This window comes from Streptomyces sp. TN58 (genome assembly GCF_001941845.1).
Taxonomy (GTDB): domain Bacteria; phylum Actinomycetota; class Actinomycetes; order Streptomycetales; family Streptomycetaceae; genus Streptomyces.
On the sequence record NZ_CP018870.1, the window covers coordinates 4,037,292 to 4,064,106 of the forward strand.

Sequence of the window (26,815 nt, forward strand, 5' to 3'; positions counted from 1 at the left end):
GAGCCCACTCTGCGAAGGCGGTCCCCACAGGTCCGGTCCCGACAGGTCCGGTCCCGACAGGTCCGGTCCCGACAGGTCCGCCACGTCGGGGGCGGCCGTGGACGTGGTCCGGGCCGCACCCACCGCATACACCGCCCTCCCGGCGGGCCGCATCCGCCGGACGGGCGCAATGCCGTCCCGGACGGGCCCCGGGGCGCTTACGGTCCCCTGCGGGCGGCAATAGGTACCCGTATGAGCATCTGGTGGTCTCTCCACTTGAGGCGCGAAGCCGCGAGCGTGTCGCTCGCCAGGCGACTGCTGCTGGGGACGATGCAGACCGCGGGGGTGGACCCGGACATCTCCTTCGACCTCTCGGTCGCGCTGGGCGAAGCCTGTGCGAACGCGGTGGAGCACGGCGGGGGCGGCGGTGCCCCGGACGAGACCGAGGCTTACCACGTCACGGCCTATCTGGACGGGGACTGCTGCCGCATCGAGGTGACGGACTCCGGGCCGGGATTCCCGCCCGCCACGGTGGCCCGCCGTAGACCGGCCCTGGCCGAGCACGGCCGGGGCCTGCACCTGATCGCCGAGCTCTCCGACCACGTCCGCTTCCGCAACAGGCCGGGCCGTGGCGCCGTGGTGAGCTTCGACAAGGTGCTGAAGTGGCGCGACGACGCGGTGCTGAAGGTGTCGTAGGAGGCCGGTCGTAGTACGCCGGTGGGCGGGACCCGTTCGGGATCCCGCCCACCGACATACCCCGGTACGCACTGCGGTCATGGGACGTCGGCCCCGGGAGGCCGGTCCCGAGCACCTCAGCCCTTCAGGCGCGCCATCCAGGCCTCGACGTCGGCCGAGGTGCGGGGCAGGCCCGCCGACAGGTTCCGGTTGCCGTCCTCGGTGACGAGGATGTCGTCCTCGATCCGGACGCCGATGCCGCGATACTCCTCGGGCACGGTCAGGTCGTCGGCCTGGAAGTAGAGACCCGGCTCGACGGTGAGGCACATGCCCGGCTCCAGCGTCCCCTCCACGTACGCCTCGGTGCGCGCGGCGGCGCAGTCGTGGACGTCCATGCCGAGCATGTGGCCGGTGCCGTGCAGGGTCCAGCGGCGCTGCAGGCCGAGCTCCAGGACACGCTCGACCGGGCCCTCCAGCAGACCCCACTCGACGAGCTTCTCGGCCAGCACGTGCTGGGACGCGTCGTGGAAGTCGCGGAACTTCGCCCCCGGCTTCACCGCGGCGATGCCGGCCTCCTGGGACTCGTAGACCGCGTCGTAGATCTTGCGCTGGATGTCGGTGTACGTGCCGCTGATCGGCAGCGTGCGCGTGACGTCGGCCGTGTAGAGGGAGTGGGTCTCCACACCGGCGTCGAGCAGCAGCAGGTCACCGGAGCGGACGTCACCGTCGTTGCGGACCCAGTGCAGGGTGCAGGCGTGCGCGCCGGCGGCGCAGATCGAGCCGTAGCCGACGTCGTTGCCCTCGACGCGGGCGCGAAGGAAGAAGGTGCCCTCGATGTAGCGCTCGGACGTGGCCTCGGCCTTGTCGAGGACCTTCACCACGTCCTCGAATCCGCGGACGGTGGAGTCGACGGCCTTCTGCAGCTCGCCGATCTCGAACTCGTCCTTCACGGCGCGGGCCTCGGAGAGATAGACGCGCAGCTCCTCGTCGCGCTCCTTGGTCACCTTGTCGGTGAGGGCCGTCTCGATGACGGGGTCGTGGCCGCGCACGTTGCGCACCGGGCCCTCGGCCTCTGCGAGGGCCTCGGCGAGGTCGCGGACGTCCTTGGCGGGAATGCCCAGGAGCTGCTCGGCCTCGGTGAGGGAGTGGCGGCGGCCGACCCACAGCTCGCCCTGGCCGGACAGCCAGAACTCGCCGTTCTCCCGGTCGGAGCGCGGCAGCAGGTAGATGGTGGCGGTGTGGCCGGTGGGGCCGGCCGGCTCCAGGACCAGCACGCCGTTCTCGGTCTGGTCGCCGGTGAGGTACGCGTACTCGGTCGAAGCCCGGAAGGGGTACTCGGTGTCGTTGGAGCGGGTCTTCAGCCGGCCCGCCGGAACGACCAGGCGCTCGCCGGGGAAGCGCTCGGACAGCGCGGCGCGGCGGGCGGCGGTGTGCGCGGCCTGCGGGATCGGCTCCAGGCCGTGGAGTTCGGTGTCGGCCCAGCCGGTGCGCATGTTCTCGGCGAGTTCGTCGCTGACGCCCGGGTACAGACCGTTCTTGCGCTGCTTGTGCGTCTTCTTGGGCTGCTCTTCTTCCGGGGTCTCCGGGGTGAGCTCGTCAGCCACGTCTTCTCCTCCGCTACGACGGTACGGACCTGGGTGTGGACCTCATCCATCGTATGCGTGTGCGGGGAAGGCGTGGCCCGGATCGTGCGGGTTGTCACGGTCCGGACCCCGTGGCGATCACTCGAACCGGGCCGCCAGCAGCACGATGTCCTCCGGGGCGTCGCCCGGCTCCCCGTGGGGCAGCACGGTCCGCAGGATGTGGTCGCACAGGGCCGCCGGGTCCTCCCGGGCGGCGCGGGGCGCCGCTGCGGCCGCGGCGTGCAGCCGCGAGTACGCCCGGTCCATCGCGTCGCCGGTGTGGCGCAGCAGCCCGTCGGTGTACAGCAGCACCGTTTCTCCTGGTGCGGGTTCGATCTCCATGCTCGGCGCCTCCCAGCAGGACAGCATGCCCAGGGGAGCGGAGAGCGAGGTCTCGACGTACTCGGTGCGGTGCTCGCCGATGAGGAGGGGAGGGGTGTGCCCGGCCCCGGCCAGGACGATCTTGCTGCCCTGGCCGCCGGACTGGGGGCCTCCGGCGGGCTCGCAGTAGGCGAAGAGCGCGGTGGCCGAGCGGGCGGGCTCGGTGAGCCGCAACAGCAGTTCCAGGTCGGAGAGGACGGCCACGGGGTCCTCGCCCTCCATGACGGCGTAGGCGCGCAGGGACGCGCGCAGCCGTCCCATGGCGGCGACCGCGCTCGGACCGGATCCGGTGACGGATCCGACGGCCAGTCCCAGGGCGCCCTCGGGCAGTGGGAGCGCGTCGTACCAGTCGCCTCCGCCGTGCGGTCCCGTGTGGTGGCGGGCCGCGAGCTGCACCCCGGGGATCCGGGGGAGGCGGCTGGGCAGCAGCTCCTCCTCGACGGTGGCCAGGCGGGTGCGGGATCGTTCCACCTCCAGCATCCGGGCCAGGTGCTCGGCGGCGTGCCGCACGTACAGTCCGGCCAGGTCGCGCTGGCGGTCGTTCGGCTCGGCCTGCTCGTCGTAGAGCCACACGGCCGCGCCGAGCCGGCCGGTGGCCTCGGCGGTCAGCGGGAGCGCGTAGCTGGCGGCGTACCCGAGGCGGGCGGCGACCTCGCGGTGCCGGGGGTCCGCGGGGGCGGCGAATCCGCCGGTGCCGGGGGGCGCGTCCAGCTCGGGGAGGAACTCGGAGCCGCCCTGGGCGCCGGGCAGTCCGTCGAGGATCCGCCCGTAGGACGTCGCACTGCGGGGGACGGTCTCGATGTGGCCCAGTTCGGCGTGGCCGAGGCCGAGGCCGATCGTGGTGGTGGGGCCGAGCCCGTCGGAGGGCTCCAGGACGATCAGGCCGCGGCGGGCGCCCACGAGTGAGGCTCCGGCGCGCAGGAGCTCGCGGAGGGAGGTGTCGAGGTCGCCTGCGCGGGCGAGGCGTTCGGTGAGCTCGTGCAGCGTGGTGAGGTCGGACACCATGCCCGCCAGGCGGTCCTGGATGAGGCTGCTCGCGGCCGGCGGCGCCGGTGCGGGGGTGGTCCGGGCGGGCGCGGGCGCCGCAGTGTGCGGCGACGCGGTGACTGCTGAGTCGATTCCAGCCACTTTCGGCAGATGCGGGGCGCTCATGGCGTCCGCCTTTCCACCTGGTGCGATTCGCCGAATAGCATCGCAAACCCCCAGATCGTGCTGCGCCGCCATCAAGGAATCCACATCTACACGCACACATGGATGCATGTCCAGCATTGCCCACGTGGGAATCCTGGTGTCCGTGAGGCGGCAACTCACCGTCCGGTCAAGGCTAGAACTTGGCCGGAAAAAGCGGGAAGCGGTCGGTTTCTGAGGTCGACTGGGCGGGCTCCGCAAGGGGGTCGGGTACGTACTCGGTGGCGGGCGAGGCCAGTTGGCGTACCGGGAACCACTCGACCGCGGGTGGTCGTCCTTAGCGGCGGCAGCCGGTCTCGGCAGTCCGGGCGGGTCGCACTCCCTCCCCGCCGGGCGTTTGACGGACCCGTAAGAGGACTGCACGAACCGCGTGAACCTGCCTCTGGCGGACCGTGACGCGCAACCTGTACGTGTGGTGAGTCTGCGGTTACATGGTGTGATGTGGCCTTCGGCGTTCAGCCCTCGGCGTTCAACGGAAAGGAACGAGCGCACATGCGCGAGATCCTCGGAAGGCGTCTCCAGCGGCTCCGCGATCGCTTTCAGTCCCTACGCCCCGACCGGGTACAGAGCGGCGGCACTTCCTCCCTCCTCGAAGCGGCGCTCACCTGCGCCACCACGTTCCAGTGGCCCGTCCTGCCCGGGGTGGGCCGGTCCGGTACGGACGGCGCGCGCTGCGCCTGCCCCGACCCGGACTGCGCCGTTCCGGGAGCCCATCCCTTCGACCCGGGTCTGCTCGCCGCCTCCACCGACCCCCGGATGGTGGCCTGGTGGTGGACCAACCGGCCCACCGCGCCCGTCCTGCTGGCGACCGGCGGCTCCGCCCCGTGCGCGGTGAGCCTCCCGGCCGGCGCGGCCGCGCGGGCCCTCGTACGACTCGACGCGCAAGGGCTGCGCCTCGGGCCGGTCGTCGCCACGCCCACCCGGTGGGCGCTGCTCGTGGCGCCGTACTCGCTGGAGCGGCTCGGGGAGCTCCTGTACGCGAAGGACCACGTGCCCTCCTCCCTGCGGTTCCACGGCGAGGGGGGCTACCTGCTGATGCCGCCGTCCGCCGCGTCCAGTGGCGGCCAGGTGCGCTGGGAGCGGGAACCGCGTCCGCTGCCTCCGGTTCCGGCGGATCCGAAGTCCGGTGGGGGGCGGGCCTCACAGGCCGCGGGCAACACACTCTGGCTGCCCGACGTCGAGGCGGTCGTGGACGCGCTGGTCGAGGCGAGCAGCGGGGCACCCGGCGGCGGAAGCCGGCTCGCGTACTGACCTGCGCGGTCCCGCGCGATCACTCGTACGGGTGCCAGCGGGACGAGTTTCCAAGGGAATTGGGCGCGGGGATCTCCGCGCCCCTTTCCCGCATCGCTATCTTCGGCGAATGAATCTCCGCCTGATCGGTATCGGCGCCGGTGTGCTGGTCATCTTGTCGCTCCCGCTCGCCGGCGCGATCGCCGGGCCGGATTTTGCCGGTCAGGATGACGGAAAAGGCGGGGGTCTGTTCAGGACCCTCGGTCTTTCGGAGCCCGCTCGCACCGCTCCCGCGCCGGGTGCCCGCCCGGGGGCGCCCGCCGAGGCCGAGCCGTCCGGCACCGCGCAGCAGCCCCGTACGGACTCCCGTTGTGGCCCCGAGCTGTCCTCGCCCCACGGAGTGGAGGCGCAGACGTGCGTGTTGGTGGCCGAAGGCCGGACGTGGGGCAGGAGTTACTACCGGAACACGAGTGGTCGCGCACTGGATGCCGTGCTGACGCTGATGGGGCCGGCCGGGCGCACGGTGCAGATCGCCTGCGAGGTCGGTGCCGGTGACGAACCCGACCTGTGCGAGACGCCCAAGGAGGACTCGGCCGGGGAGCCGGAGAGTTACTCCGCAGTTGCGGAGTTTGCAGTTCCGGATGATGAAGGGCAGCTGCTCCTGCGGTCCGGGAGCAACTCACCGGGACCGAGTGACGGTTGAGTACCGCCTTAAATGGAAGGGCCCGGTCGCTGGCGACGGGGGATGCACCAGCGACCGGGCTACAAGAACGGTAACAAGAGATCGCCTGTTCGCAAATTCGATCTCTGATATTCAGACACCGATTTGCAGACGATTAGCGGGAGTTGTGACTCCGGTCACCGCTCCGCGCGAGCGCGCGGCGTCAGCTGAGGGTCACCTGGCGGTTGGTGAGACCGCCGCGCGCCCGGCGCTCCTCCATGGTCAGCGGAGCATCCGTGGCCAGCGCCTTGGCCAGCCGCTCGGCGAACTCCGCGGCCGGCTTCTCGACGTCGTCGGCCGTCACACCGGTCGGCAGGTCCCAGACCGGGACCATCAGCCCGTGGGCGCGGAAGGAGCCGACGAGCTTCGTCCCCTCGCCCAGGGAGGACGTGCCGGCCGCGTGCAGGCGGGCGAGGGCGTCGAGCAGCTTCTCCTCGGGGTGCGGCATGACCCAGCGCAGGTGGTTCTTGTCGGGGGTCTCGCACCAGTAGGCGGCGTCCACGCCGGTCAGCTTGACGGTGGGGATGGCGGCCGCGTTGGCGCGCTCCAGCGAGGCGGCGATCTCCGGGGACGCGTTCTGCCCGCCCTCCGATTCCGGAATCCAGAATTCGAAGCCGGAGTGCACAACCGGCTCGAAACCGCCGTCGGCGTCCAGGAGATCCTGAAGTCGGGGACCCTCGGCGGGCACCCGGCGGGCCGCGACCGGGGTTCCCGGCTCCGCGACGAGCGCCCGCTCCAGGGTGTCGGCCATGTCGCGGCTCAGGTCCCCGCTGGACGTCTCGTTCTGCAGGCCGAGCAGGACGGACCCGTCCTCGCGACGCAGCGCCGGCCAGGCCATGGGCAGTACGGTCACCAGCGTGACGGAGGGGACGCCTTCGGGGAGGCCTCCCTTCAGCGACAGCGGGATGGTGGCCGCGGGCACCAGCTCGCGCAGCGCGACCCAGTCGCACTCGCCCGGCAGGCCCTCGAAGGGGCGCCGGACGTGCTCGGTGACGGCGTGCGCGGCAGCCGCGCCGTGGCAGGCCTTGTAGCGGCGCCCCGAGCCGCAGGGGCAGGGCTCGCGTGCGCCGACGACGGGGATCTCACCGTTGTCGAGCTGCGGCTTTGCAGACTTGGCTGCGGGGCGCTTCTTGGCCATCGTGCGTGTCTCCCGGTTGCGGCGGTACGGCGACGTGTCTGGGCGCGAGCCTAGCCGTTCGTACCGCCGGAACCGGTGGGGTGCGGCCGGGAGCACGGTCGGCGTGCGCTCCCGGACGGCCGCCTGTGCGGATGACCGGTACTGCTGTGCGGATGCTGAGCTGTCGTGCGGTCAGGGGTCCCGCTGCCGGGGTTTCCCGGGTCGCGGTTCCGCGGGTTCAGGCACCGAGATCGTCGAATGCCGTGCTGAAGTCGATCGCCGGGGGCGCAACGCGCGTAGCGAAATCCTCGTGCCGGGGCCCGCAGGCGACGACCACCCAGACGGTGACCTCACCCGCCGCTCCGTCCCGGACACCCCAGTCCTGTGCAAGGGCGCTGATGATGTTCAGCCCCCGGCCGCCGCGTGCGGTGACCGAGGGCGTGGAAGGAACAGGCCGGGTCGGCCCACCCCCGTCCGTGACCTCGACCGTCAGCCGCCCCGCCCTGTCGACGCGCCATGCGGCGCGTATCTCCCCGTCCCCGACCTCCGGCGCGCCCAGGGGCCTGCCGTGTCGGCAGGCGTTGCTGAGCAGTTCGGAAAGGATCAGTACGGCATCGTCCACGACCGATTCGGCCACCCCGCTGATGCGCAACTGATCGCGCATCCGGTGCCTGGCCTCACCCACGCCCGCAGGACCATGGCGTACATCCATGTACGACGACGTGGGCACTTCTTGTGCCACCACCAACGCCACCCCCGGAACCTCCTTAGCCCCACGCATGGTCTGGATGCCCCTTTGGCCTGGACCGGAAACCGCCGGAGCGGGCCGCTCTGGCGCATTCGCGCCGACCGGATACGGAGCGGATGCGCCGGAGCACGCCATGTGACGGGCGGGGTGGGGGTGGCACACGCGCAAATGGGTACGTCAGCGCCCCAGTTGGGACAGAACTTGTCGCGGTCTGTTCGTGATGATTGCTTCGACACCCATGTCAGCGCAGAGCTGAACATCTTCCGGATCGTTCACTGTCCATACGTGCACGGAATGGCCGGCGCTCTGGAGCTTGCGGATGTAGCCAGGATGATTGCGCACGATCCGCATCCCGGGGCCGGCGATCGTCACCCCGGCCGGGAGCCGCCCGTCGCGCATCCGCGGCGAGATGAACTGCATCAGGTACACGGTCGGGATGGTGGGCGCGGCGGCCCGCACCCGGTGCAGGGAACGCGCGGAGAAGCTCATGACGCGGACCGGGTGCGGTCCGCCCGGCGGCGGGGCGTCCAGGCCGAAGCGCTTCAGGAGGAAGAGGAGGCGCTCCTCCACCTGTCCGGCCCAGCGGGTCGGGTGCTTCGTCTCGATCGCGAGCTGTACCGGCCGTCCGGCGTCCGAGACCAGCTCCAGCAGGCGCTCCAGGGTCAGGACGGAGGTGCGTTCGGGGTCGGCGTCCCAGTCCGGCGACTCCTCGCGGTCCTTCCAGGAGCCGAAGTCGAGGGCGGCGAGATCGGCCAGCTCCAGCGCCGAGACGGCGCCGCGGCCATTGGAGGTGCGGTTCACCCGGCGGTCGTGGACCAGGACCAGATGGCCGTCGGCGGTGAGGCGGACATCGCATTCGAGGGCGTCGGCGCCGTCCTCGATGGCCTTGCGGTAGGCGGCCAGCGTGTGCTCGGGGGCGTCCTCCGAAGCGCCGCGGTGGGCGACGACCTGGATGGTGCGCGGCATTGCGTGGGTCACCGGCTCATGGTGCCACCGTCAGCCCCTCGGCGGTCCAGGTCCGGCCCTGCGAGTGCACCCGGAATGCCGGACATAAAGAATGGGGGGAGATGCACAGGTCCGGCTTACAGTGCTCTGACGGGGCATGGGAAAGGCTTTGCCCTGGAACTTGTACGGCACGTCGAACGTTCAGCCGGATCGGTATCGCCAGATTCTGCAGCTGTGTGTGACGAGGAGAGAGAGCTGTGAGCACCGAGAACGAGGGCACCGCGGCCCCCACGCCCCCCGCGGCCCCGTCCGTAACCCCTGCTCAGGGCTCCGAGACGGCGGCGGCGCCCGCACCCGCCCCGCAGTCGGACCACGCCCCGAGGGATGCCGCCCCGAGTGCCCCGGCGGCGCCTGCCGTCCCGCCTGCCGCACCCGGTGCGGCTTCGCCCGCCGCCGGTGAGCAGGTGACCCAGCAGCTTCCTCCGACAGCCGCACCGGGCACCGAGCCGACGCGGCAGATCCCGCCCGTGCCGGCGGCCCAGGCGCCCGCCTACGGCCATGACCCCGCGTACGCCCAGGACCCCGCCTACGGCCGGCCTGCCGCCCCGGCCGCGCACGGGGCCGAGGGCTGGCCGCCCCCGCCGCCCACCGTGCCGGCGTACGGCGCGGGCGGCGCCGGAGGCGGCCCCGTCTGGGGTGCCCACCCGACGGCCGGCGGCGTTCCCGGGCCGGGGTCCAAGGGCAAGGGCGGGATGATCGCGGCCGTGCTCGTGGCGGCCCTGCTCGCGGGCGGCATCGGCGGCAGCGTGGGCTACTGGGCCGCCGAGCGCAGCAACAACGGCAGCGGCTCGACCACCATCAGCGCGACCAACACCCCGAAGGACCTCAAGCGCGAGGCCGGCTCCATCGCCGGACTCGCCGCGAGCGCGCTGCCCAGCGTGGTCACCATCGAGGCCTCGGCAGGCGACGGCGAAGCGGGCACCGGCACCGGGTTCGTCTACGACCAGCAGGGCCACATCCTCACCAACAACCACGTCGTGGCCTCCGCGGCGAACGGCGGCAAGCTCTTCGCGACCTTCTCCGACGGCAAGCGGTACGACGCCGAGGTGGTCGGCCGCGCCCAGGGCTACGACGTCGCCGTGCTCAAGCTGAAGAACCCGCCGGCCGGCCTCAAGCCGCTGGCGCTCGGCGACTCCGACAAGGTCGCGGTCGGCGACGCCACGATTGCGATCGGTGCACCGTTCGGCCTGTCCAACACGGTCACCACCGGCATCGTCAGCGCCAAGAACCGCCCGGTCGCCTCCGGTGACGGCACCGGCAGCAAGAACTCGTACATGAGCGCCCTCCAGACGGACGCCTCGATCAACCCGGGCAACTCCGGTGGTCCGCTGCTCGACGGCCGCGGGGCGGTCATCGGCATCAACTCCGCCATCCAGTCGGCCGGGAACGGCGGATTCGGCGGCGGTCAGGCCGGCTCCATCGGCCTCGGCTTCGCCATCCCGATCAACCAGGCCAAGAACGTGGCCGAATCCCTGATCAAGACCGGCAAGCCGGTCTACCCGGTGATCTCGGTCTCCGTGGACCTCCAGGCCAAGGCCGAAGGCGCGAAGATCTCCGAGCAGGGCGCGGCCGCCAACGAGCTCGTCGACCCCAACGGTCCGGCCGGCAAGGCGGGCCTCAAGCCGGGCGACATCATCACGGACTTCGGCGGCAAGCCGGTGGACAGCGGTCCGACCCTGATCAGCATGATCTGGACGTACAAGCCCGGCGACACGGTGAAGCTGACCTACCTGCGGGACGGCAAGCCGACCACCGTCGACATCACGCTCGGCTCGCGCGTCGGCGACAAGTAGCACCGCCGGCCACGGCAGTGGCCCGTTGACGATCGGCGACTGGCGACTGGCGACTGACGAGGGGCGACTGACGAGGGGCCGTGGGCGGGATTCCGCCCACGGCCCCTCCAATGTCCGCTTATGCTTCGCTGGTGTTCGATTCTCGGCACATACGGACGTTCCACACGGTGGTCGCCTCCGGTTCGTACTCGGCGGCCGCTCGCGTGCTGGGATACACCCAGCCCGCCATCACCCAGCAGATGAAGGCGCTCGAACGCGCCGTCGGCACCCCGCTGTTCACCCGCGTGGGCCGCAGGATGCAGCTCACCGAGGCCGGGGAGTCCCTCTCCCGGCACGCCGAGACCATCCTGGGCAACCTCTCCGCAGCCGAGGCCCAGCTGAGGGCGTACGCGCGCCTGCGCACCGGCCGGGTCAGGCTGTGCGGCTTCCCCAGCGCCAACGTCACCCTCGTCCCGGAAGCCCTGAGCGGCCTGGCCAAGGAGCATCCCGGCGTACAGGTGGAACTGCTGGAGGGAGAGCCCCCGGAGTCGCTGCGCCGCCTGGAACGCGGCGAGTGCGACATCACCCTGGCCTTCACCTATCCCGGCCTGCACGAGGAGATACCGGAGGAGGTCGCCGAGGTCCGGCTGCTGGAGGACCAGCTGACGGTGCTGCTGCCGACAGGGCACCCGCTGGCCCGGCGCCGTGCCGTGCACCTGGCCGACCTCGCCGAGGAACGGTGGATCGCGGGCTGCCCGCGCTGCCGGGCGAACCTGCTGCACGAGTGCGCCGAGCTGGGCTTCGTGCCCGACATCCGCTTCGCCACCGACGACAACCTGGTGGTCCAGAGCCTCGTGGCCCAAGGCCTGGGCGTCGCGATGATGCCCGCGCTGGTCCTGCCCTCGCTCTCGCTGAACCGGGTCTGCGGAAGGGCCCTCCAGCCCGCCGCGCGCCGGCACATCGCCGCTTACGTCTACCGGGACCATCTGCGGATCCCGGCGACAGGAGTGGTTCTCAACGCGCTGCAGCAGGTGGCCGCCAACCGGGTCGGCTGCTGACCGATCCATAAGCGCTGCTTGGGATTTCCGGTCACAACTGTCGTTGGACGGAATCGAACGACGCCCGCACGCTGCCCGTATGACCACCACCACACCGGCCCGTACCACCACGAGGATGGCCGCCCTCGTCAGTGAGATCCGCACGGTCGTGGAGCGGGGGCTGGCTCCCGACCTCACCGCCTACCTGGTGGGCGAACGACTCGCCCCTCATCTGGGGGAGCCCGACCTGCTGACGCCGACGCAGCAGGAGGGCGACCCGGAGCGCTACCGGCAGCACATCCTGCACGCGGAGTCCGACGGCAGTTTCTCCGTGGTGGCACTGGTGTGGCTCCCCGGGCAGGAGACCTGCATCCACGACCACGTGTCGTGGTGCGTCGCCGGGGTGCACCAGGGCGAGGAGAGCGAACGCCGCTTCCGGCTCGCACCCGGGGTCGGCCCCGCACGCCTGGTGGCGACCGAGGACGTGGTCAACACCCAGGGCGAGGTCTGCGGTTTCGCGCCGCCCGGTGACATTCACAAGGTCCGCAACTCCTGTGCCGCCAAAGCGATATCGGTGCACGTGTACGGCGCCGACGTCTCCCGGCTGGGAACCAGCATCCGTCGCGTCTACAAGCTCCCCGTCGACTGATGGCACTCCTCCACCGCCCACAGGGAACGGCAGTTCGGCCTGTTTCACGTGAAACATCCACCCCCTGGCCCGGGTTGGCACTGGCTGCGGGCGGAGCTCTGACCGCCTGGTGCATCCACCGACTCGTACCTGCCGTGCCGATGCTGACCGCGTCGGTGGTGCTGGGCATCGCGGCGGCGCACGTTCCCGGGCCGCGGACCTTCGTACGAGGAGCCGCGCGCGCCGGTCTCTCCCTGGCCGGTCGACGGCTCATGCGGATCGGCATCGTCCTGCTGGGCCTCGGCCTGGGGCTGGACCAGGTGCTCCGGCTGGGCTGGGCCACGGTGGCCATGGTGGTCGGGGTGGTCGCGGCCACCTTCTTCGGCACCCTCTGGCTGGGGCGCCGGCTCGGGCTTCCCGGCGATCAGCCGTTGCTGATCGCCACCGGATACTCGATCTGCGGGGCCTCGGCGATCGGCGCGGTGAGTGAGGTTTCCGGAAGCGACGAGGAGGACGTCGCGGCTTCGGTGGCACTGGTCACCCTCTGCGGGACCCTGGCCATCGCCGTACTCCCCCTGCTCCAGGCCCCTTTGGCCCTGTCCGATCCGGCGTTCGGGCGGTGGGTGGGCGCCGGTGTCCACGATGTCGGACAGGTGGTGGCGACGGCGCAGACGGCCGGCCAGGACGCCCTCGGCGAGGCGGTGCTGGTCAAGCTGATGCGGGTGGCCCTGCTTGCTCCGCTGGTGGCGGCGGTCGCCTTCTCGGTACGGGCTCGGCGGCGCGGGGTGCGCACCTCCACGGGCCGCCGGCCGGCTCCGATTCCGCTGTTCGTGGCGGGGTTCCTGGCCGCGGCCGCGTTGCGCGCCACCGGTGTGCTGCCCGACGTGGCGCTGGAATGGGCGCGCACCGCTCAGGAGGCACTGCTGGCGGCGGCGCTCTTCGGCCTGGGGAGCGCGGTCCACCTGCCGACGCTGGCGCGGACCGGAGGGCGGGCGGCGGCGCTCGGGCTCGGCGCGTGGGTGGTCGTCGCCGGCGTTTCGTATGCCGGCGTGATGCTCACCGTATGACGCTGCACCGGCTGGTAGTTGGCCATTTCCTGGCCGAAACCGACCGAACGTTCTGACTGTCCGCTGACTTTGACGCGGGGCCGTGCCACTCTGCCCCCGCAAGCCGCACCACGTACGACGCACGACGCACAGCCGATCCGCACCGACCGCTCTTCACCCCCACCCTGCCCGGCTCCGACCGGTCCGGGCACGGCAGAAGGAGTCATGCGTGAATCGTCATCGCACGGCCTTGTCCGTCCTGCTCTCGGCGGGCGCCCTGGTCGCGGGCGTCCTGACGGCAGCCACCCCCTCGATCGCGGCGGACGCCCCGGCGTCCTTCCGCCAGCAGCACACCCAGGGCTTCTGGACAGCCGAGCGGATGCGGGAGGCCATTCCGCTCGACGTGACGGCGGTCCCCGGCGCCGCCCGCACCCCGGTGGCCGGCTCCTCGACCCCCACCGCCATCGCCCCCACCGCCGCCGCGCCCGCAGCATCACCCACGGCGTTCCCGCAGGCGGGCGGGGCATGGACGGGCGGCGGCGCCGTCGTGAAGACCTCGGGCCGCGTCTTCTTCACCATGGGCAGCCGTACCGCCTCCTGTTCCGGCAACTCGATCACCAGCGCCAACGGCAGCACGGTGATGACGGCCGGCCACTGCGTGAAGTACCAGGGCGCATGGCATACGAACTGGGTCTTCGTCCCCGCCTACGACAACGGGTCGGCGCCCTACGGCCAGTGGTCGGCCACCAAGACCTTCGCCACCGACCAGTGGGCGGCGAGCGAGGACATGAACATGGACGTAGGCCTCGCCGTCGTCGCCCCGCTGAACGGCCAGACCCTCAGCCAGGCCGTCGGCGCCCAGGGTGTCCTCTTCAACGGCGGCTACAACAAGAGGATGTACTCCTTCGGATTCCCCGCGGCGGCCCCGTACGACGGAACGAAGCTGGTCTACTGCAGCGGCAACAGCGGCAAGGACTTCCTCCTCACCAAGGACCACAGCCTGGGCTGCAACATGACCGGCGGCTCCAGCGGCGGCCCCTGGTTCCAGGACTTCAACGAGGCCACGGGCCTGGGCACCCAGGTATCGGTGAACAGCTTCGGCTACACCTTCCTGCCGAACCGGATGTACGGCCCGTACCTCGGGAACGAGGCGAAGGCCGCCTACGACAAGGCCCAGGCCTCCTGACCTCACGGTCGCCCGCCACCCCCGCCCGGCCGGTACTCTGTACCGGCCAGGTGGGTTGCCCGAGCGGCCTAAGGGAACGGTCTTGAAAACCGTCGTGGCGCGAGTCACCGTGGGTTCAAATCCCACACCCACCGCAGATGAGCGGCCCCTGACCGGTGCAACCGGGCAGGGGCCGCTTTCGTGTCCGGGGACACCACCGGGGTAAGGCGTGCCGGGGAAATCCCGGATTGCGGGCCGGGCGCCGGTGTGCCGGAGGCCACAGCGCAGGTGGGGCCCGGTGCCGGCGGGCTCCGGGGGCGCCGCCCCCCAGGGGTTGAGAGGAGGTGCGAAAGGCCCGATTGGTTCTTCCGAGTGGTGTTAGTCGGAAGATCGGCGCGTGTGATGAACGCGGTGCGGTTGCCCCCACATCATGACGAATGTATTCAGATCCGCCCGTCGGAACATCGCGAATCGAGGCACCCCGTCATGACTGACCGCACCATCCTCTCGTCGATCTGGACCTCCGTCCTCGCCGCCCTCGTGGCTGTGCTCTCCGCCCTCGGCTTCGGCGGCAAGGCGGCCCCGGCCGCCGCCTCCCCCGCCGGTGGCGCCGCCGCCGCAGCCGTCACCGCCCCCACGCGCCGGCCGGTCGCCAGGGCCCCGCGGAGCTGGCGGGAGATGATGCGGGGCGGTTCGCTCCCGCCGACCCTGAAGCAGCGCATCCGGGCCGAGGCCCACGGCAAGACTCCCGGTGTTCGCCGCTCGACCACCGCCGCGGCCATGGGTGCCACACCGGGAACCGCCGCCCGCGTCACGGCCTCTGCCGCACAGCCCGCCACCCGCGCCCTTGCCCCTGCCACGGCATCCGCCGCCGCCCGCGAGACGCTGGCCCTCGCCGCGTAGCCCCGTACGGGCAGTCCGGACGAACGGAGCAGGACCGCAGTCGGCAGCACCCCGTACTCGGCAGAAGCAGCACCACAGACGGACGCAAGGCACGCGCGAGCAGGAGCGTGGCAGGCGCTGGAGCCCGGTCGGCAGTGACCGCGGATCGCGCCACACGGTGCCCCCAGCGGGGCACGAATGGATCACCCGGCGTACGCCGGGGAGCGTGCCAGGGGCGTGAGTTCGGCATGGCAGGGCCGCAGGCCCGGGAGACGGTGGGGTTCCCGGACAGCGCGGCCCATTCGGCATGTCCCGGCACCCTTGCATGCGGCCGGTCCCCTCAGCCCGTCCCGACCTTGACACCATGGGTATATCTGACGGACAGTCAGTTACTCGATGATGTGATGCCGGGAGGCCTGCGCCGTGCACCTCGCCCCGACCGAAGGCCAGTTGCGGCTCCGTGCCGAACTGCGCGCGTACTTCAGGGAACTCCTGCCCGACGGGGTCCCCCAGGATCCGGACCACCAGCGCGCACTCCTGCGCCGCATCGGCGCCGACGGACTGCTCGGCCTCGGCTGGCCCGTCGAGTACGGCGGGCAGGGCCGCGGCGCGGACGAGCAGTTCGTCTTCTTCGACGAGGCTTACCGGGCAGGCGCCCCCGTGTCCATGGTCACGCTGAACACGGTCGGCCCGACCCTGATGAAGTACGGGACCCGGGAGCAGAAGGACTACTTCCTCCCCCGGATCCTCGCGGGCGAGATCGTGTTCGCCATCGGCTACTCCGAGCCCGAGGCGGGCACCGACCTCGCCTCACTGCGTACCCGGGCGCTCCGTGACGGAGCCGACTGGCTGATCGACGGGCAGAAGATCTTCACCTCCAACGCCCAGAACGCGGACTGGATCTGGCTCGCCTGCCGGACGGACCCCCAGGCCCCGAAGCACAAGGGCATCTCGATCATCCTCGTCCCCACCGACGACCCCGGGTTCTCGTGGACCCCGATCGACACGGTGGGCGGGCTGACGACCACGGCCACGTACTACGACCGGGTCCGCGTGCCCGCCGGCAACCTCGTCGGCCCCGAGCACGGAGGCTGGGGACTGATCACCAACCAGCTGAACCACGAACGGGTGGCCCTCGCCGCCATCGGCATGCAGGCCGAGGACTTCTACGAGCACGCGCTCCGGCACGCCCGCACCCCGGACCCGGCCACCGGGGGGCGGCCCGCCGATCTGCCCTGGGTGCGGTCCCGCCTCGCCGAGGCCCACGCCCGGCTGGCCGCCGTACGCCTCCTCAACTGGCGCCTCGTACAGGACGTGGGCAGCGGCAGCCTCGCCCCCGGCGACGCCAGCGGCGTGAAGTTCCTCGGCACCGAGTCCGCCGTCGAGGTGTACCGGATGTGCCAGGAGGTGGTGGGGGAGGACGCGCTCGTACGGGGGCCGGAGGCGTTCGCGGGCGGCGAGCTCGAACGGATGAACCGGGCCGCGCAGATCAACACCTTCGGCGGCGGGGTGAGCGAGGTCCAGCGGGAGATCGTCGCCATGATGCGGCTCGGCATGAAGGGGAGGAAGCGATGACGGCGGACGCAGCCGGCACGGCCGAGGAGGCGGCCCGCTTCCACAGGAGGCTGGCGGCTTTCGAGGGGCGGCCGGCCGCCACAGCCGGCCGGGGCAAGGACGCGGTCAACGAGCCGATGATCCGCCACTGGTGCGAGGCGATGGGCGACGACAACCCCGCCTACCGCGGGCCGGACGCCATCGCTCCCCCCACCATGCTCCAGGCCTGGACCATGGGAGGCCTCTCCGGTCACACCGACCGCTCCTCCGCCTACGACGAACTCTTCGCGCTCCTCGACGGCGCCGGCTTCACCTCCGTCGTCGCCACCGACTGCGAGCAGGAGTACCTGCGCCCGCTGCGCCCCGGCGACACGATCACCTTCGACGCCGTCATCGAGTCGGTGTCGCCGCGCAAGACCACCAAGCTGGGCACCGGCCACTTCGTGACCACCCGGATGGATGTCCGGGCAGGCGGGCAGCCCGTTGGAACCCACCGCTTCCGGATCCTCAAGTACGCACCCGCCGGCAGGCCGGCGAAGGACCCCGCGCCCCGCCCGAAGACCGCGGCCGTTCGCCCGCGCCCCGTGGTCAACCGCGACAACGAGGGGTTCTGGGACGGGGTACGGGAGCACAGGCTGTTGATGCAGCGCTGCACCTCCTGCACCGCCCTCCGCTTCCCCTGGCTCCCCGGCTGCAACACCTGCACGAGCCCTGACTGGGACACGGTCGAGGCCTCCGGCGCCGGCACCGTCTTCAGCTACGTCGTCATGCACCACCCGCCCTTCCCGGCCTTCGACCCGCCCTACGCGGTGGCGCTCGTCGAACTCGCCGAAGGGGTCCGCATGATCAGCAACATCACCGGGGTCCCGTACGACAAGGTCCGCATCGGCATGCCCGTCCAACTGGAGTTCCTACGCGTCGACGACGACCTCGAACTCCCCGTCTTCCGCGGGAGTGAGGGCTGATGGACTTCCACCCCACCGAGGAACAGGCCGCTGCTGCCGGCCTCGCCGCCCGGATCTTCTCCGACCTCGCCACCCACGAGCGCCTCACCGCCGCCGGGACCGGCAGCGACGCCGAACTGTGGAAGGCCCTCACCTCCGCCGGGCTCATCGCCGCCGTCGAGGAGATCGGCCTGCTCGGACTGGTCCTGCTGCTGGAGGAACAGGGGCGCAGCACCGCGCAGGTCCCCTACGCCGCCACCTGCGCCTACGGGATCCTCCCCGTGGCCGCCCACGGCAGCGCGGAGCAACGCGCCCGCCTCCTGCCCGCGCTGGGCAGCGGGGACGCGGTCGCCACCGGAGCCCTCCCGGCCCGCGGCCGGATCACCGCCGGGGGCGGCCGGCTGACCGGCACCGCCCCCGTCGTCCCCTGGCTGCGCGACGCCACGCACGTACTGGTCCCCGACGCCGAGCGGGCCCTGTGGCTCGTACGGACCGACGCGCCCGGTGTGCGGACGTCCCCCGTCGAGACCACCGCCCCCTGGTCGGCGGGCCGCCTGGTCCTGAGCGGGGCCGCCGCCGAACGCGTCGGCTCCGACGGCGCCTACGAGCACACCCTCGCCGCCGCGCGCACCGCCTTCGCCGGGCTCCAGGCGGGCGTCTGCGCGGGCTCGCTTGCCCGCGCGGTGGAGTACACCTCCACCCGCGAGCAGTTCGGCCGGCCGCTCTCCACCAACCAGGGGGTCATGCTGCGCGCGGCCGACGCGTACATGGACACCGAGGCGATCCGGGTGACCGCCTACGAAGCGGCATGGCGCATCGACCAGGGGCTCCCGGCGCGCGAGCAGGTGCTGACGGCGGCCTGGTGGGCCTCGGAGGCAGGCAAGCGGGTGGTGCACACGGGCCAGCACCTGCACGGCGGCACGGGGGCGGACCTGGACCACCCCGTCCACCGGCACTTCCTCTGGGGACGTCAACTCGACGCCTACCTGGGCTGCGGCAGCGAGCTGCTGGCCGAGCTGGGAGCCCGCATAGCCGAGGGAGGACGGGCATGAACGTCGGCGACACCCTGCCGCCGCTGGAGATCGCGGTCACCCGCACCCTGATCGTGGCGGGCGCGATCGCCTCCCGCGACTACCAGGACGTGCACCACGACACGGCGCTGGCACGGGAGAAGGGCTCCCCGGACATCTTCATGAACATCCTGACCACCAACGGACTGGTCGGCCGCTACATCACCGACCATCTCGGACCGCGGGCCGTCCTGCGCAAGGTGGCCATCCGCCTCGGCGCCCCCAACCACCCGGGGGACACCATGACCCTCACCGGTACCGTCACCGCCGTGCTCGGCAACACCGTCGAGATCCGGGTCGTCGGAGCCAACGGCATCGGCCGCCACGTGACGGGAACGGTCACCGCGGAGGTGGCGGCATGAGCGTCCGTACCCGGGACCGGCTCGGAGGCCGGGCCGCGATCGCCGGTATCGGCGCGACCGAGTTCTCCAAGGACTCCGGCCGCAGCGAGCTCAAGCTCGCCGTCGAGGCCGTGCACGCGGCCCTCGACGACGCCGGGCTCACCCCGGCCGATGTCGACGGCATGGTCACCTTCACCATGGACACCAGCCCCGAGATCACCGTCGCGCAGGCGGTGGGCGTCCGGGAGCTGTCCTTCTTCTCCCGCGTCCACTACGGCGGCGGCGCGGCCTGCGCCACTGTCCAGCAGGCCGCCCTCGCCGTCGCCACGGGGGTCGCGGAGGTCGTGGTCTGCTACCGCGCGTTCAACGAGCGCTCCGGACGCCGCTTCGGCTCCGGCGTCCAGCAGCGCGAGCCCTCGGCCGAGGGCGCGGCGCTCGGGTGGTCACTGCCCTGGGGGCTGCTGACCCCCGCGTCATGGGTGGCCATGGCCGCCCAGCGCTACCTGCACACCTACAACCTCACTCCCGAAGCCTTCGGGCACGTCGCGGTCACCGACCGCCGGCACGCCGCCAACAACCCGGCCGCCTATTTCCACGGCAAGCCGATCACCCTCGCCGACCACGCCTCCTCACGCTGGATCGTCGAACCGCTGCGCCTGCTGGACTGCTGCCAGGAGACCGACGGCGGCCAGGCCCTCGTCGTCACCACGACCGAACGGGCCCGCACCCTGCGCAACGCGCCCGCCGTGATCACCGCGGCGGCGCAGGGAGCCGGGCGCCGCCAGGAGGGCATGACCTCCTTCTACCGCGACGACCTGACCGGCCTGCCGGAGATGAACGTGGTCGCGCGGCAGCTGTGGCGCACCAGCGGGCTGCGGCCCTCCGACATCGACGTCGGCATCCTCTACGACCACTTCACCCCCTTCGTCCTGATGCAGCTGGAGGAGTTCGGCTTCTGCCGGCCGGGCGAGGCCGCCGACTTCGTGGCCGCTGACGCACTCGCGCTCAACACCCATGGCGGCCAGCTCGGGGAGGCGTACCTGCACGGCATGAACGGCATCGCCGAGGCCGTCCGCCAGTTGCGCGGCACCTCCGTCAACCAGGTGGCGGGAGCCGCGCACGCACTTGTCACCGCCGGCACCGGGGTGCCGACGTCCGGGCTGATCCTCGGCGCCGACAGCTGAGACCCAGGTCCGTGCCGCGCCCCCGCCCCCTCCACCTTCAGGGGGTGGGGATGGCCCTACTACTACAACCTGAGATGGATCCCCCATCGGCACCTGCGGCCGATTCCACGGGTGGCGGGCGCTCCTAGCGTGGAGACATGACCCCGCCTGTGTGCACGCTCGCCTCGAATCCGACGCCGTACCCGTCGTTCTCGGCGTACGTCCGTACCCGCGGCACGGTCCTGCTGCGCACCGCGCGCTCCCTCACGGCCAACCCCTGCGACGCGGAGGACCTGCTCCAGACCGCCCTCGCGAAGACGTACGCGGCCTGGGACCGCATCGAGGACCACCGCGCACTGGACGGCTACGTCCGGAGGACCCTGGTCAACACCCGTACCTCCCAGTGGCGCAAGCGCAAGGTCGACGAGTTTGTATGCGACGAGCTCCCGGAGACCGAGCCGGCTCCCTCCTCCGACCCCGCCGAGGCCCAGGCGCTGCGCGACGCGATGTGGCGTGCGGTGGCCCGGCTGCCCGACCGGCAGCGCGCCATGGTCGTCCTGCGCTACTACGAGGACATGAGCGAGGTGCAGACCGCCGAGCTGCTGGGAGTCTCGGTCGGAACGGTCAAGAGCGCCGTCTCCCGTGCGCTGGGCAAGCTTCGCGAGGACCCGGAGCTCACCCCCGTCCGCTGAGACGGGCGGTGTTTCACGTGAAACGTGGGGATGTTTCACGTGAAACACGAGGCGGTTTCTACCCTCGGGTAGTGACAGACCGATCGGTACGTGCGCAGAATCGGCAGCATCCGTAGCCGCCGCGGCGCAGCAGCGCTCACCGGGAGGACGCATTGCTCAGCACCATGCAGGACGTACCGCTCCTCGTCACCCGCATACTTCGTCACGGGATGACGATCCACGGGAAGTCCCAGGTCACGACCTGGACCGGAGAGGCCGAGCCGCACCGCAGGAGTTTCGCCGAGATCGGCGCCCGGGCCACCCGCCTCGCCGGCGCCCTGCGCGACGAACTCGGAGTGCGGCAGGACGACCGGGTCGCGACCCTCATGTGGAACAACGCCGAGCATGTCGAGGCGTACTTCGCGATCCCCTCCATGGGCGCCGTCCTGCACACGCTGAACCTGCGGCTGCCCCCGGAGCAGCTGGTCTTCATCGTCAACCACGCCGCCGACCGGGTCGTCCTGGTCAACGGCACGCTGCTCCCGCTGCTCGCACCGCTGCTGCCGCACCTGCCGACCATCGAGCACGTCGTCGTGACCGGCATCGGAGACCGTTCGGTGCTCGACGGCCTGAACGTGCGGGTACACGAGTACGAGGAGCTCCTCGAAGGCCGCTCCGACAGCTTCGACTGGCCCGAGCTGGACGAGCGCCAGGCGGCCGCGATGTGCTACACCTCCGGCACCACCGGGGACCCGAAGGGCGTCGTCTACTCCCACCGCTCGCTCTACCTGCACTCCATGCAGGTCAACATGGCCGAGTCGATGGGGCTGACCGACAAGGACACCACCTTGGTGGTCGTTCCGCAGTTCCACGTGAACGCCTGGGGCCTGCCGCACGCCACCTTCATGACCGGCATCAACATGCTGATGCCGGACCGCTTCCTGCAGCCCGCCCCGCTCGCCGAGATGATCGAGCGGGAGAAGCCCTCGCACGCCGCGGCCGTTCCCACCATCTGGCAGGGGCTGCTGGCCGAGGTCACCGCCAACCCGCGCGACCTGAGCTCGATGAAGCAGGTCACCATCGGCGGCGCGGCCTGTCCGCCCTCCCTGATGGAGGCCTACGACAAGCTCGGGGTCCGTGTCTGCCACGCGTGGGGCATGACGGAGACCTCCCCGCTCGGCACGATGGCGCACCCGCCGGCCGGCCTGAGCGCCGAGGAGGAGTGGCCCTACCGGATCACGCAGGGCCGCTTCCCCGCAGGCGTCGAAGCGCGTCTCGTCGGCCCCGGCGGCGACCTGCTGCCCTGGGACGGAACGTCGGCCGGCGAGCTTGAGGTGCGCGGCAACTGGATCGCGAGTGCCTACTACGGCGGCGCGTCCGGCGAGCCCTTCACGCCCGAGGACAAGTTCAGCGCCGACGGCTGGCTCAAGACCGGGGACGTGGGTGTCATCAGCCCCGACGGATACCTGACCCTCACCGACCGGGCCAAGGACGTCATCAAGTCCGGCGGCGAGTGGATCTCCAGCGTCGAGCTGGAGAACGCGCTGATGGCGCACCCCGAGGTCGCGGAGGCCGCGGTGGTCGCCGTACCCGACGAGAAGTGGGGCGAGCGGCCGCTGGCTACGGTCGTCCTCAAGGACGGCGCGACCGTGGACTACGCGGGGCTGCGTGACTTCCTCTCGCAGTCGATCGCCAAGTGGCAGCTGCCGGAGCGCTGGACGCTCATCGAGGCCGTGCCGAAGACCAGCGTCGGCAAGTTCGACAAGAAGGTGATCCGCCAGCGGTACGCGGACGGCACCCTGGACGTCACCAAGCTCGCCTGACGCCCCGCGTCTACCCCCGCGTGAGCCATGGCCGCAGCAGCCTGCTGACGGCGGGCATGGCCACATAGGTCATCAGCGTGCTGAACACGACGGCGAAGACAGCCGTCCGCAGGACGAAGTGCAGATCCATTAGGTACGGCCCGAGCACCGCGTTGCCGACGAGTGAGATCGGAAAGATGGCCAGCCCCGAGCTGATCGCCATCTTCCACCGTGGCGGCGCGGGCCGGGTCGTCCCCGGCTTGGCGAACCAGGTCTCCATGCCGTGCAGTTCCCGCCGGGCTATCTCCGTGTGGTGGTGGCCCAGGCAGTTGGCGAACCACTGCGCCCGCTCCGGGGACTCCTGCCAGCGCTGCAAGGCGGCCTGGTCGCGGAAGCGGTGGACCAGGAACCACGGTCCGCCCTGCGTCGCCGGCCGGAAGAGCCCGTAACCCAAGTGGTCCGGGAAACCGGCGGCCGTCTCCAGGATGCCGTGGGCCCAGGCCTCGAACGTCTCCTCGTGGCCAGGGTCCACCTGCCGCGCGATGAGCAGGTTCACCTCCCCGTTGTCGGCGGGGACGGTGTGCTCGGTCGAATCGGTGAGGGCCATCGGGCCAGGATCGCTAGTTGGTGCCGATCTTGGCCAGCAGGTCCACGATGCGGCCCTGCACGTCCGTCGTGGTGGCCCGCTCCGCGAGGAAGAGCACGCTCTCGCCCGAGGCCAGGCGCGGCAGTTCGGCCGGATCGATGCCGGTCGCCGTGTAGACCACCAGCGGAGTCCGGTTCAGCTGCCCGTTCGCCCGGAGCCAGTCCACGATGCCGGCCCGCCGGCGGCGCACCTGCATCAGGTCCATGACCACCAGGTTCGGCCGCATCCGCGTGGCCAGTTCCACCGCATCGGTGTCCGCGCCCGCCCGGGCGACCTGCATGCCGCGCCGCTCCAGGGCCGCGGTCAGCGCGGTCGCGATCTCGTCGTGCTCCTCGATCAGCAGGACCCGCGACGGATGCTGCTCGCTGTCACGCGGCGCCAGCGCCTTGAGCAGCACGGCCGGATCGGCTCCGTACGCCGCCTCGCGCGTGGTGTGCCCCAGCCCGGCCGTGACCAGTACGGGCACCTCGGCGGCCACGGCGGCCTGCCGCAGCGACTGCAAGGCGGTCCGGGTGATCGGCCCGGTCAGCGGGTCGACGAACAGTGCGGCGGGGAACGCCGCGATCTGCGCGTCCACCTCCTCACGGGAGTGCACGACCACCGGCCGGTAGCCCCGGTCGCTGAGCGCCTGCTGCGTCTGCACATCGGGGGCAGGCCACACCAGGAGCCGACGCGGATTGTCCAGGGGCTCCGGCGGGAGTTCGTCGTCCACGGGCTGCGGCACGGGCCGGTTGACCACCTCGACCGCACCGCCCGGACCGTCCAGCGGCTCGGGACCCTCGGCGGCGCCCGCCTCGGGGGCGCCTATGGCGAAGGCCCGGCCCTGCGGGCTGGGCTCGGCGAGCCGGCGGCGCCGGCCGGACCCGGAAGCCGCGGGCGGGGCCGCGGCGGCGGGGTCGACGGCGATTCCCTGGCCGAGGGTGCCCAGCGCGCGCACACTGATCGGCTGCGCGGCCTGGCCCTGCGCGGAGGAGTCCTGCGACCGGCGTGCTCCGGGGACCGCGACCTGGCCGCTGGCCCCGTCGTCCTCGGAAGCCGTACGGGCTGCCGGAACCGGCCACGCGGGAGCGTTGGACAGCGCACGCCGCCGCCCCGTCGGGTTCTCGGCGGGAGCGTCCGAGGGCCCGTCCGGCGCCTCGGGCTCGGCCGCGGGGGCGCCCAGCGCACGGCGGCCACGCCGGCCGGCCGGTACTTCGGCGCCGGGGCCCGCCTTCCCCTCGGAGACCGCGGCACCGGGGCCCGCGACGGCGGTCGGAGCAGGAGCGACGGGAGCGGGGCCGGCGGGCAGCGCGAAGCCGCCTTCCGGGGCGATGGGCCGTGCCGGGGCGGGCGTCGGTCCGAGACCCGTCGCCGGTACGGGGCCGCCCGGCTGGACGGGACCGCCGGGCTGTACCGGACCGGCCGTACCCAGCGCCCGTCGCCGGCCGGCCGGGTGCTCGGTCACCGGCACAGCGGGCACGGGCGGGAGCGCGGGCATGGCGGAGCCCTGCGGCTGCTGAGGGAGACCAGGGCCGCCCTGGCCCTCGGCACCGCCGCTCCCACCGTCGTCACCGGCCCGGCCGCGCCTGCGTCCGGTTCCCAGACCCGCGGGGTTCACCGGGGACTGCGCGAGCTCGGGCCCCGCCGGCGGTCCGGCCTCGCCAGCCCGCCGCCGGCCCGACGGCAGCGCCAGCGCGCCTCCGCCCTGGCCGGCCTGCGCGGCCTGGGGCGCGGCGTTCTCGTCCTCCAGGAAGGCGTCCACTCCGCGCCGGCCCCGCCGACCGCCGGAGACCTTGCCGGGAGCGGCACCCGAGGCCGTCCCGGCGCCGTCCGGGCCCGGGTTCGCCGGGGGCTCCGCGGGTTCGGGCAGCGTCACCGTGCCGGCACCCGAGCCGAGCGGCAGCTCCAGCACGTAGGCCCCGCCGGGCGCGCCCGGGACCTCCACCGTCTGCAGCACGCCGCCGTGCGCGGCCACGATGCCCCGGACGATCGGCTCGTGGACCGGGTTGCCACCCTCGTAGGGGCCGCGCACCTCGATCCGTACGACATCGCCGCGCTGTGCCGCGGCCACCACGATCGTCGAGTCGCTGTATCCGCTGCCCTGACGGGTCTTGCCGGTGGCGTCCACGCCGGCGACGTCCGCGACCAGGTGCGCGAGGGCGGTCGCGATCCGCGCTCCGTCCACCTCGGCCTCGATGGTCGGTGCGTGGACGGCGAACTGCACGCGACCGGGCCCGATCAGCTCGACCGCGCCGTCGACGCCGGCCGTGACCACACCGTTGATCAGGACCTTCTTCTTGGCGAGCTTCTCGCGGCCGGCGTCCAGGCGCTGGAAGCCGAGCACGTTGTCCACCAGGGTGGTCATCCGCGAGTAGCCGGCGGCCAGGTGGTGCAGCAGCTGGTTGGCCTCGGGCCACAGCTGCCCGGCGTCGTCGGCGGCCAGGGTCGCCAGCTCTCCGCGCAGCTCGTCCAGCGGGCCGCGCAGGGAGTCCCCGAGGACGGCGAGCAGCTGTGCGTGCCGGGCGGCCAGGGCGTCGTAGGGGCGGCGGTCCGTGAAGGTCATGACGGCGCCCACGAGCTGCTCCCCGTCCCGTACGGGAGAGGTGGTCAGGTCGACGGCGACCGGCTGTCCGGCCTTGTTCCACAGGACCTGTCCGCGTACGCGGTGCTTGCGCCCGCTGCGCAGGGTGTCGGCGAGCGGGGACTCCTCGAAGGGGAAGGGCGAGCCGTCGGCGCGGGAGTGCTGGACCAGGCCGTGGAGTTGGCGGTTGCCGAGGTCGGTGGCGCGGTAGCCGAGGATCTGGGCGGCGGCCGGATTGACGAGCACCACCCGTCCGTCGGTGTCGGTGCCCACGACGCCCTCGGCGGCGGCGCGCAGGATCATCTCGGTCTGCCGCTGGGAGCGGGCCAGCTCGGCCTCGGTGTCGACGGTCTGCGAGAGGTCCCGGACCACGAGCATCAGCAGCTCGTCACCGGTGTAGGCGGGTTGCGGCTCGCGGTAGGCGTCGCGGCCGTCGAGGTGGGCGCTGGTGACCTCGACGGGGAACTCCGACCCGTCGGTGCGGCGGGCGACCATCCGCTTGGGTTTGGTCCGGCCGCCTTCGTCGTCGCCGGGCCGGCGCATGGAGCCGGGGATCAGCTTGGAGTCGAACTCGGGCAGGAGGTCGAGCACGCCCCGGCCGACGAGCCCGGTGCCGGGGCTCTCCATGATCTCAAGCGCGATCGAATTGGCGTTGACGACCGTGCCGTTGGCGTTGACGAGCAACAGCGCGTCAGGAAGGGCGTCGAGTATTGCTGCGAGGCGAGCAGCGCCTCGGGATGGCCTGCTGCTCACGACGAGCTTCCTCCCTGACCAACGACTACCGGCAAGTCACGGGAGGAGTCTAAGGCCACAGGCTCGCGGCGGGGTGGCCGATGTGGGGCCGGCCACGCCCCGCCCGGGCATCCTC

The 26,815-nt window shown here is 72.1% G+C and carries 22 protein-coding genes, 1 tRNA gene and 1 pseudogene; 17 read left to right on the forward strand and 7 right to left on the reverse strand.

Annotation, left to right across the window (positions count from 1 at the left end; translation table 11 throughout):
* Window positions 1-231 precede the first annotated feature (231 nt).
* Complete coding sequence (locus BSL84_RS18290) at window positions 232-675, forward strand: ATP-binding protein (protein ID WP_030029938.1); 444 nt, start codon at window positions 232-234, stop codon at window positions 673-675.
* Between the two features lie 116 nt (window positions 676-791).
* On the opposite strand, the gene BSL84_RS18295 is transcribed toward BSL84_RS18290, so the two are convergent.
* Together BSL84_RS18295 and BSL84_RS18300 are read right to left on the reverse strand one after the other, a co-directional pair.
* Complete coding sequence (locus BSL84_RS18295; protein WP_030029937.1) at window positions 792-2,258, reverse strand: aminopeptidase P family protein; 1,467 nt, start codon at window positions 2,256-2,258, stop codon at window positions 792-794.
* Between the two features lie 117 nt (window positions 2,259-2,375).
* Complete coding sequence (locus tag BSL84_RS18300) at window positions 2,376-3,926, reverse strand: PP2C family protein-serine/threonine phosphatase (RefSeq protein WP_075970749.1); 1,551 nt, start codon at window positions 3,924-3,926, stop codon at window positions 2,376-2,378.
* A 411-nt stretch (window positions 3,927-4,337) separates the two neighbouring features.
* Between BSL84_RS18300 and BSL84_RS18305 the strand changes: the two genes are divergently transcribed.
* Both BSL84_RS18305 and BSL84_RS18310 read left to right on the forward strand, forming a co-directional pair.
* Window positions 4,338-5,096: a bifunctional DNA primase/polymerase gene (locus tag BSL84_RS18305; protein WP_075970750.1), complete on the forward strand. Its 759-nt coding sequence runs from the start codon at window positions 4,338-4,340 to the stop codon at window positions 5,094-5,096.
* A gap of 109 nt (window positions 5,097-5,205) precedes the next feature.
* Window positions 5,206-5,778: a hypothetical protein gene (locus BSL84_RS18310; RefSeq protein WP_075970751.1), complete on the forward strand. Its 573-nt coding sequence runs from the start codon at window positions 5,206-5,208 to the stop codon at window positions 5,776-5,778.
* Window positions 5,779-5,959: 181 nt separating this feature from the next.
* On the opposite strand, the gene BSL84_RS18315 is transcribed toward BSL84_RS18310, so the two are convergent.
* From BSL84_RS18315 to BSL84_RS18325, 3 genes and pseudogenes are all read right to left on the reverse strand, one after another.
* Window positions 5,960-6,934, reverse strand: a complete 975-nt coding sequence (locus BSL84_RS18315; RefSeq protein ID WP_075970752.1) for a DUF5926 family protein — start codon at window positions 6,932-6,934, stop codon at window positions 5,960-5,962.
* 217 nt (window positions 6,935-7,151) lie between these two features.
* Window positions 7,152-7,753, reverse strand: a pseudogene (locus BSL84_RS18320) (ATP-binding protein).
* An 85-nt stretch (window positions 7,754-7,838) separates the two neighbouring features.
* Window positions 7,839-8,627 (reverse strand): glycerophosphodiester phosphodiesterase, encoded by a 789-nt coding sequence (locus BSL84_RS18325; RefSeq protein WP_199816091.1) that lies wholly within the window; start codon window positions 8,625-8,627, stop codon window positions 7,839-7,841.
* A 236-nt stretch (window positions 8,628-8,863) separates the two neighbouring features.
* Here BSL84_RS18325 and BSL84_RS18330 point away from each other — a divergent pair, with 236 nt between their 5' ends.
* The 14 genes from BSL84_RS18330 to BSL84_RS18395 all read left to right on the forward strand — a co-directional run bounded on the left by BSL84_RS18330 (window position 8,864) and on the right by BSL84_RS18395 (window position 22,762).
* On the forward strand, window positions 8,864-10,459 hold the full coding sequence (locus tag BSL84_RS18330; RefSeq protein ID WP_075970753.1) for a S1C family serine protease: 1,596 nt from the start codon (window positions 8,864-8,866) through the stop codon (window positions 10,457-10,459).
* A 131-nt stretch (window positions 10,460-10,590) separates the two neighbouring features.
* Window positions 10,591-11,496 (forward strand): LysR family transcriptional regulator, encoded by a 906-nt coding sequence (locus BSL84_RS18335; protein WP_030029755.1) that lies wholly within the window; start codon window positions 10,591-10,593, stop codon window positions 11,494-11,496.
* A 79-nt stretch (window positions 11,497-11,575) separates the two neighbouring features.
* A complete protein-coding gene (locus BSL84_RS18340; protein WP_030029754.1) occupies window positions 11,576-12,124 on the forward strand; it encodes a cysteine dioxygenase family protein in 549 nt (182 codons plus the stop codon).
* On the forward strand, window positions 12,124-13,170 hold the full coding sequence (locus tag BSL84_RS18345; protein ID WP_075970754.1) for a YeiH family protein: 1,047 nt from the start codon (window positions 12,124-12,126) through the stop codon (window positions 13,168-13,170). Before BSL84_RS18340 ends, BSL84_RS18345 begins: the two co-directional genes overlap by 1 nt.
* A gap of 208 nt (window positions 13,171-13,378) precedes the next feature.
* Window positions 13,379-14,335 (forward strand): trypsin-like serine peptidase, encoded by a 957-nt coding sequence (locus BSL84_RS18350; RefSeq protein WP_030029752.1) that lies wholly within the window; start codon window positions 13,379-13,381, stop codon window positions 14,333-14,335.
* 49 nt (window positions 14,336-14,384) lie between these two features.
* Window positions 14,385-14,469, forward strand: a tRNA-Ser gene (locus tag BSL84_RS18355).
* Window positions 14,470-14,800: 331 nt separating this feature from the next.
* Window positions 14,801-15,217, forward strand: a complete 417-nt coding sequence (locus BSL84_RS18360) for a DUF6344 domain-containing protein (RefSeq protein ID WP_045320656.1) — start codon at window positions 14,801-14,803, stop codon at window positions 15,215-15,217.
* Window positions 15,218-15,619: 402 nt separating this feature from the next.
* On the forward strand, window positions 15,620-16,771 hold the full coding sequence (locus BSL84_RS18365; protein ID WP_045320657.1) for an acyl-CoA dehydrogenase family protein: 1,152 nt from the start codon (window positions 15,620-15,622) through the stop codon (window positions 16,769-16,771).
* Window positions 16,768-17,715 (forward strand): bifunctional MaoC family dehydratase N-terminal/OB-fold nucleic acid binding domain-containing protein, encoded by a 948-nt coding sequence (locus BSL84_RS18370; protein WP_030027984.1) that lies wholly within the window; start codon window positions 16,768-16,770, stop codon window positions 17,713-17,715. The genes BSL84_RS18365 and BSL84_RS18370 overlap by 4 nt, the downstream gene beginning before the upstream one ends.
* On the forward strand, window positions 17,715-18,746 hold the full coding sequence (locus tag BSL84_RS18375; RefSeq protein ID WP_045320672.1) for an acyl-CoA dehydrogenase family protein: 1,032 nt from the start codon (window positions 17,715-17,717) through the stop codon (window positions 18,744-18,746). The genes BSL84_RS18370 and BSL84_RS18375 overlap by 1 nt, the downstream gene beginning before the upstream one ends.
* Window positions 18,743-19,126: a MaoC family dehydratase gene (locus BSL84_RS18380; RefSeq protein WP_030027986.1), complete on the forward strand. Its 384-nt coding sequence runs from the start codon at window positions 18,743-18,745 to the stop codon at window positions 19,124-19,126. The genes BSL84_RS18375 and BSL84_RS18380 overlap by 4 nt, the downstream gene beginning before the upstream one ends.
* A complete protein-coding gene (locus BSL84_RS18385) occupies window positions 19,123-20,289 on the forward strand; it encodes a lipid-transfer protein (RefSeq protein ID WP_075970755.1) in 1,167 nt (388 codons plus the stop codon). The genes BSL84_RS18380 and BSL84_RS18385 overlap by 4 nt, the downstream gene beginning before the upstream one ends.
* Window positions 20,290-20,426: 137 nt before the next feature.
* Entirely contained in the window at window positions 20,427-20,960 is a 534-nt protein-coding gene (locus tag BSL84_RS18390) for a SigE family RNA polymerase sigma factor (protein WP_030027988.1), read from the forward strand.
* Window positions 20,961-21,112: 152 nt separating this feature from the next.
* Window positions 21,113-22,762 carry a long-chain fatty acid--CoA ligase gene (locus tag BSL84_RS18395; RefSeq protein ID WP_045320674.1) on the forward strand — a complete coding sequence of 550 codons (1,650 nt, stop codon included), beginning with the start codon at window positions 21,113-21,115 and terminating at the stop codon, window positions 22,760-22,762.
* A 10-nt stretch (window positions 22,763-22,772) separates the two neighbouring features.
* Here BSL84_RS18395 and BSL84_RS18400 read toward each other — a convergent pair whose 3' ends face one another.
* Window positions 22,773-23,348, reverse strand: a complete 576-nt coding sequence (locus tag BSL84_RS18400) for an antibiotic biosynthesis monooxygenase (protein WP_075970756.1) — start codon at window positions 23,346-23,348, stop codon at window positions 22,773-22,775.
* Between the two features lie 13 nt (window positions 23,349-23,361).
* Entirely contained in the window at window positions 23,362-26,700 is a 3,339-nt protein-coding gene (locus BSL84_RS18405) for a PAS domain-containing protein (RefSeq protein ID WP_079273240.1), read from the reverse strand.
* Window positions 26,701-26,815 lie beyond the last annotated feature (115 nt).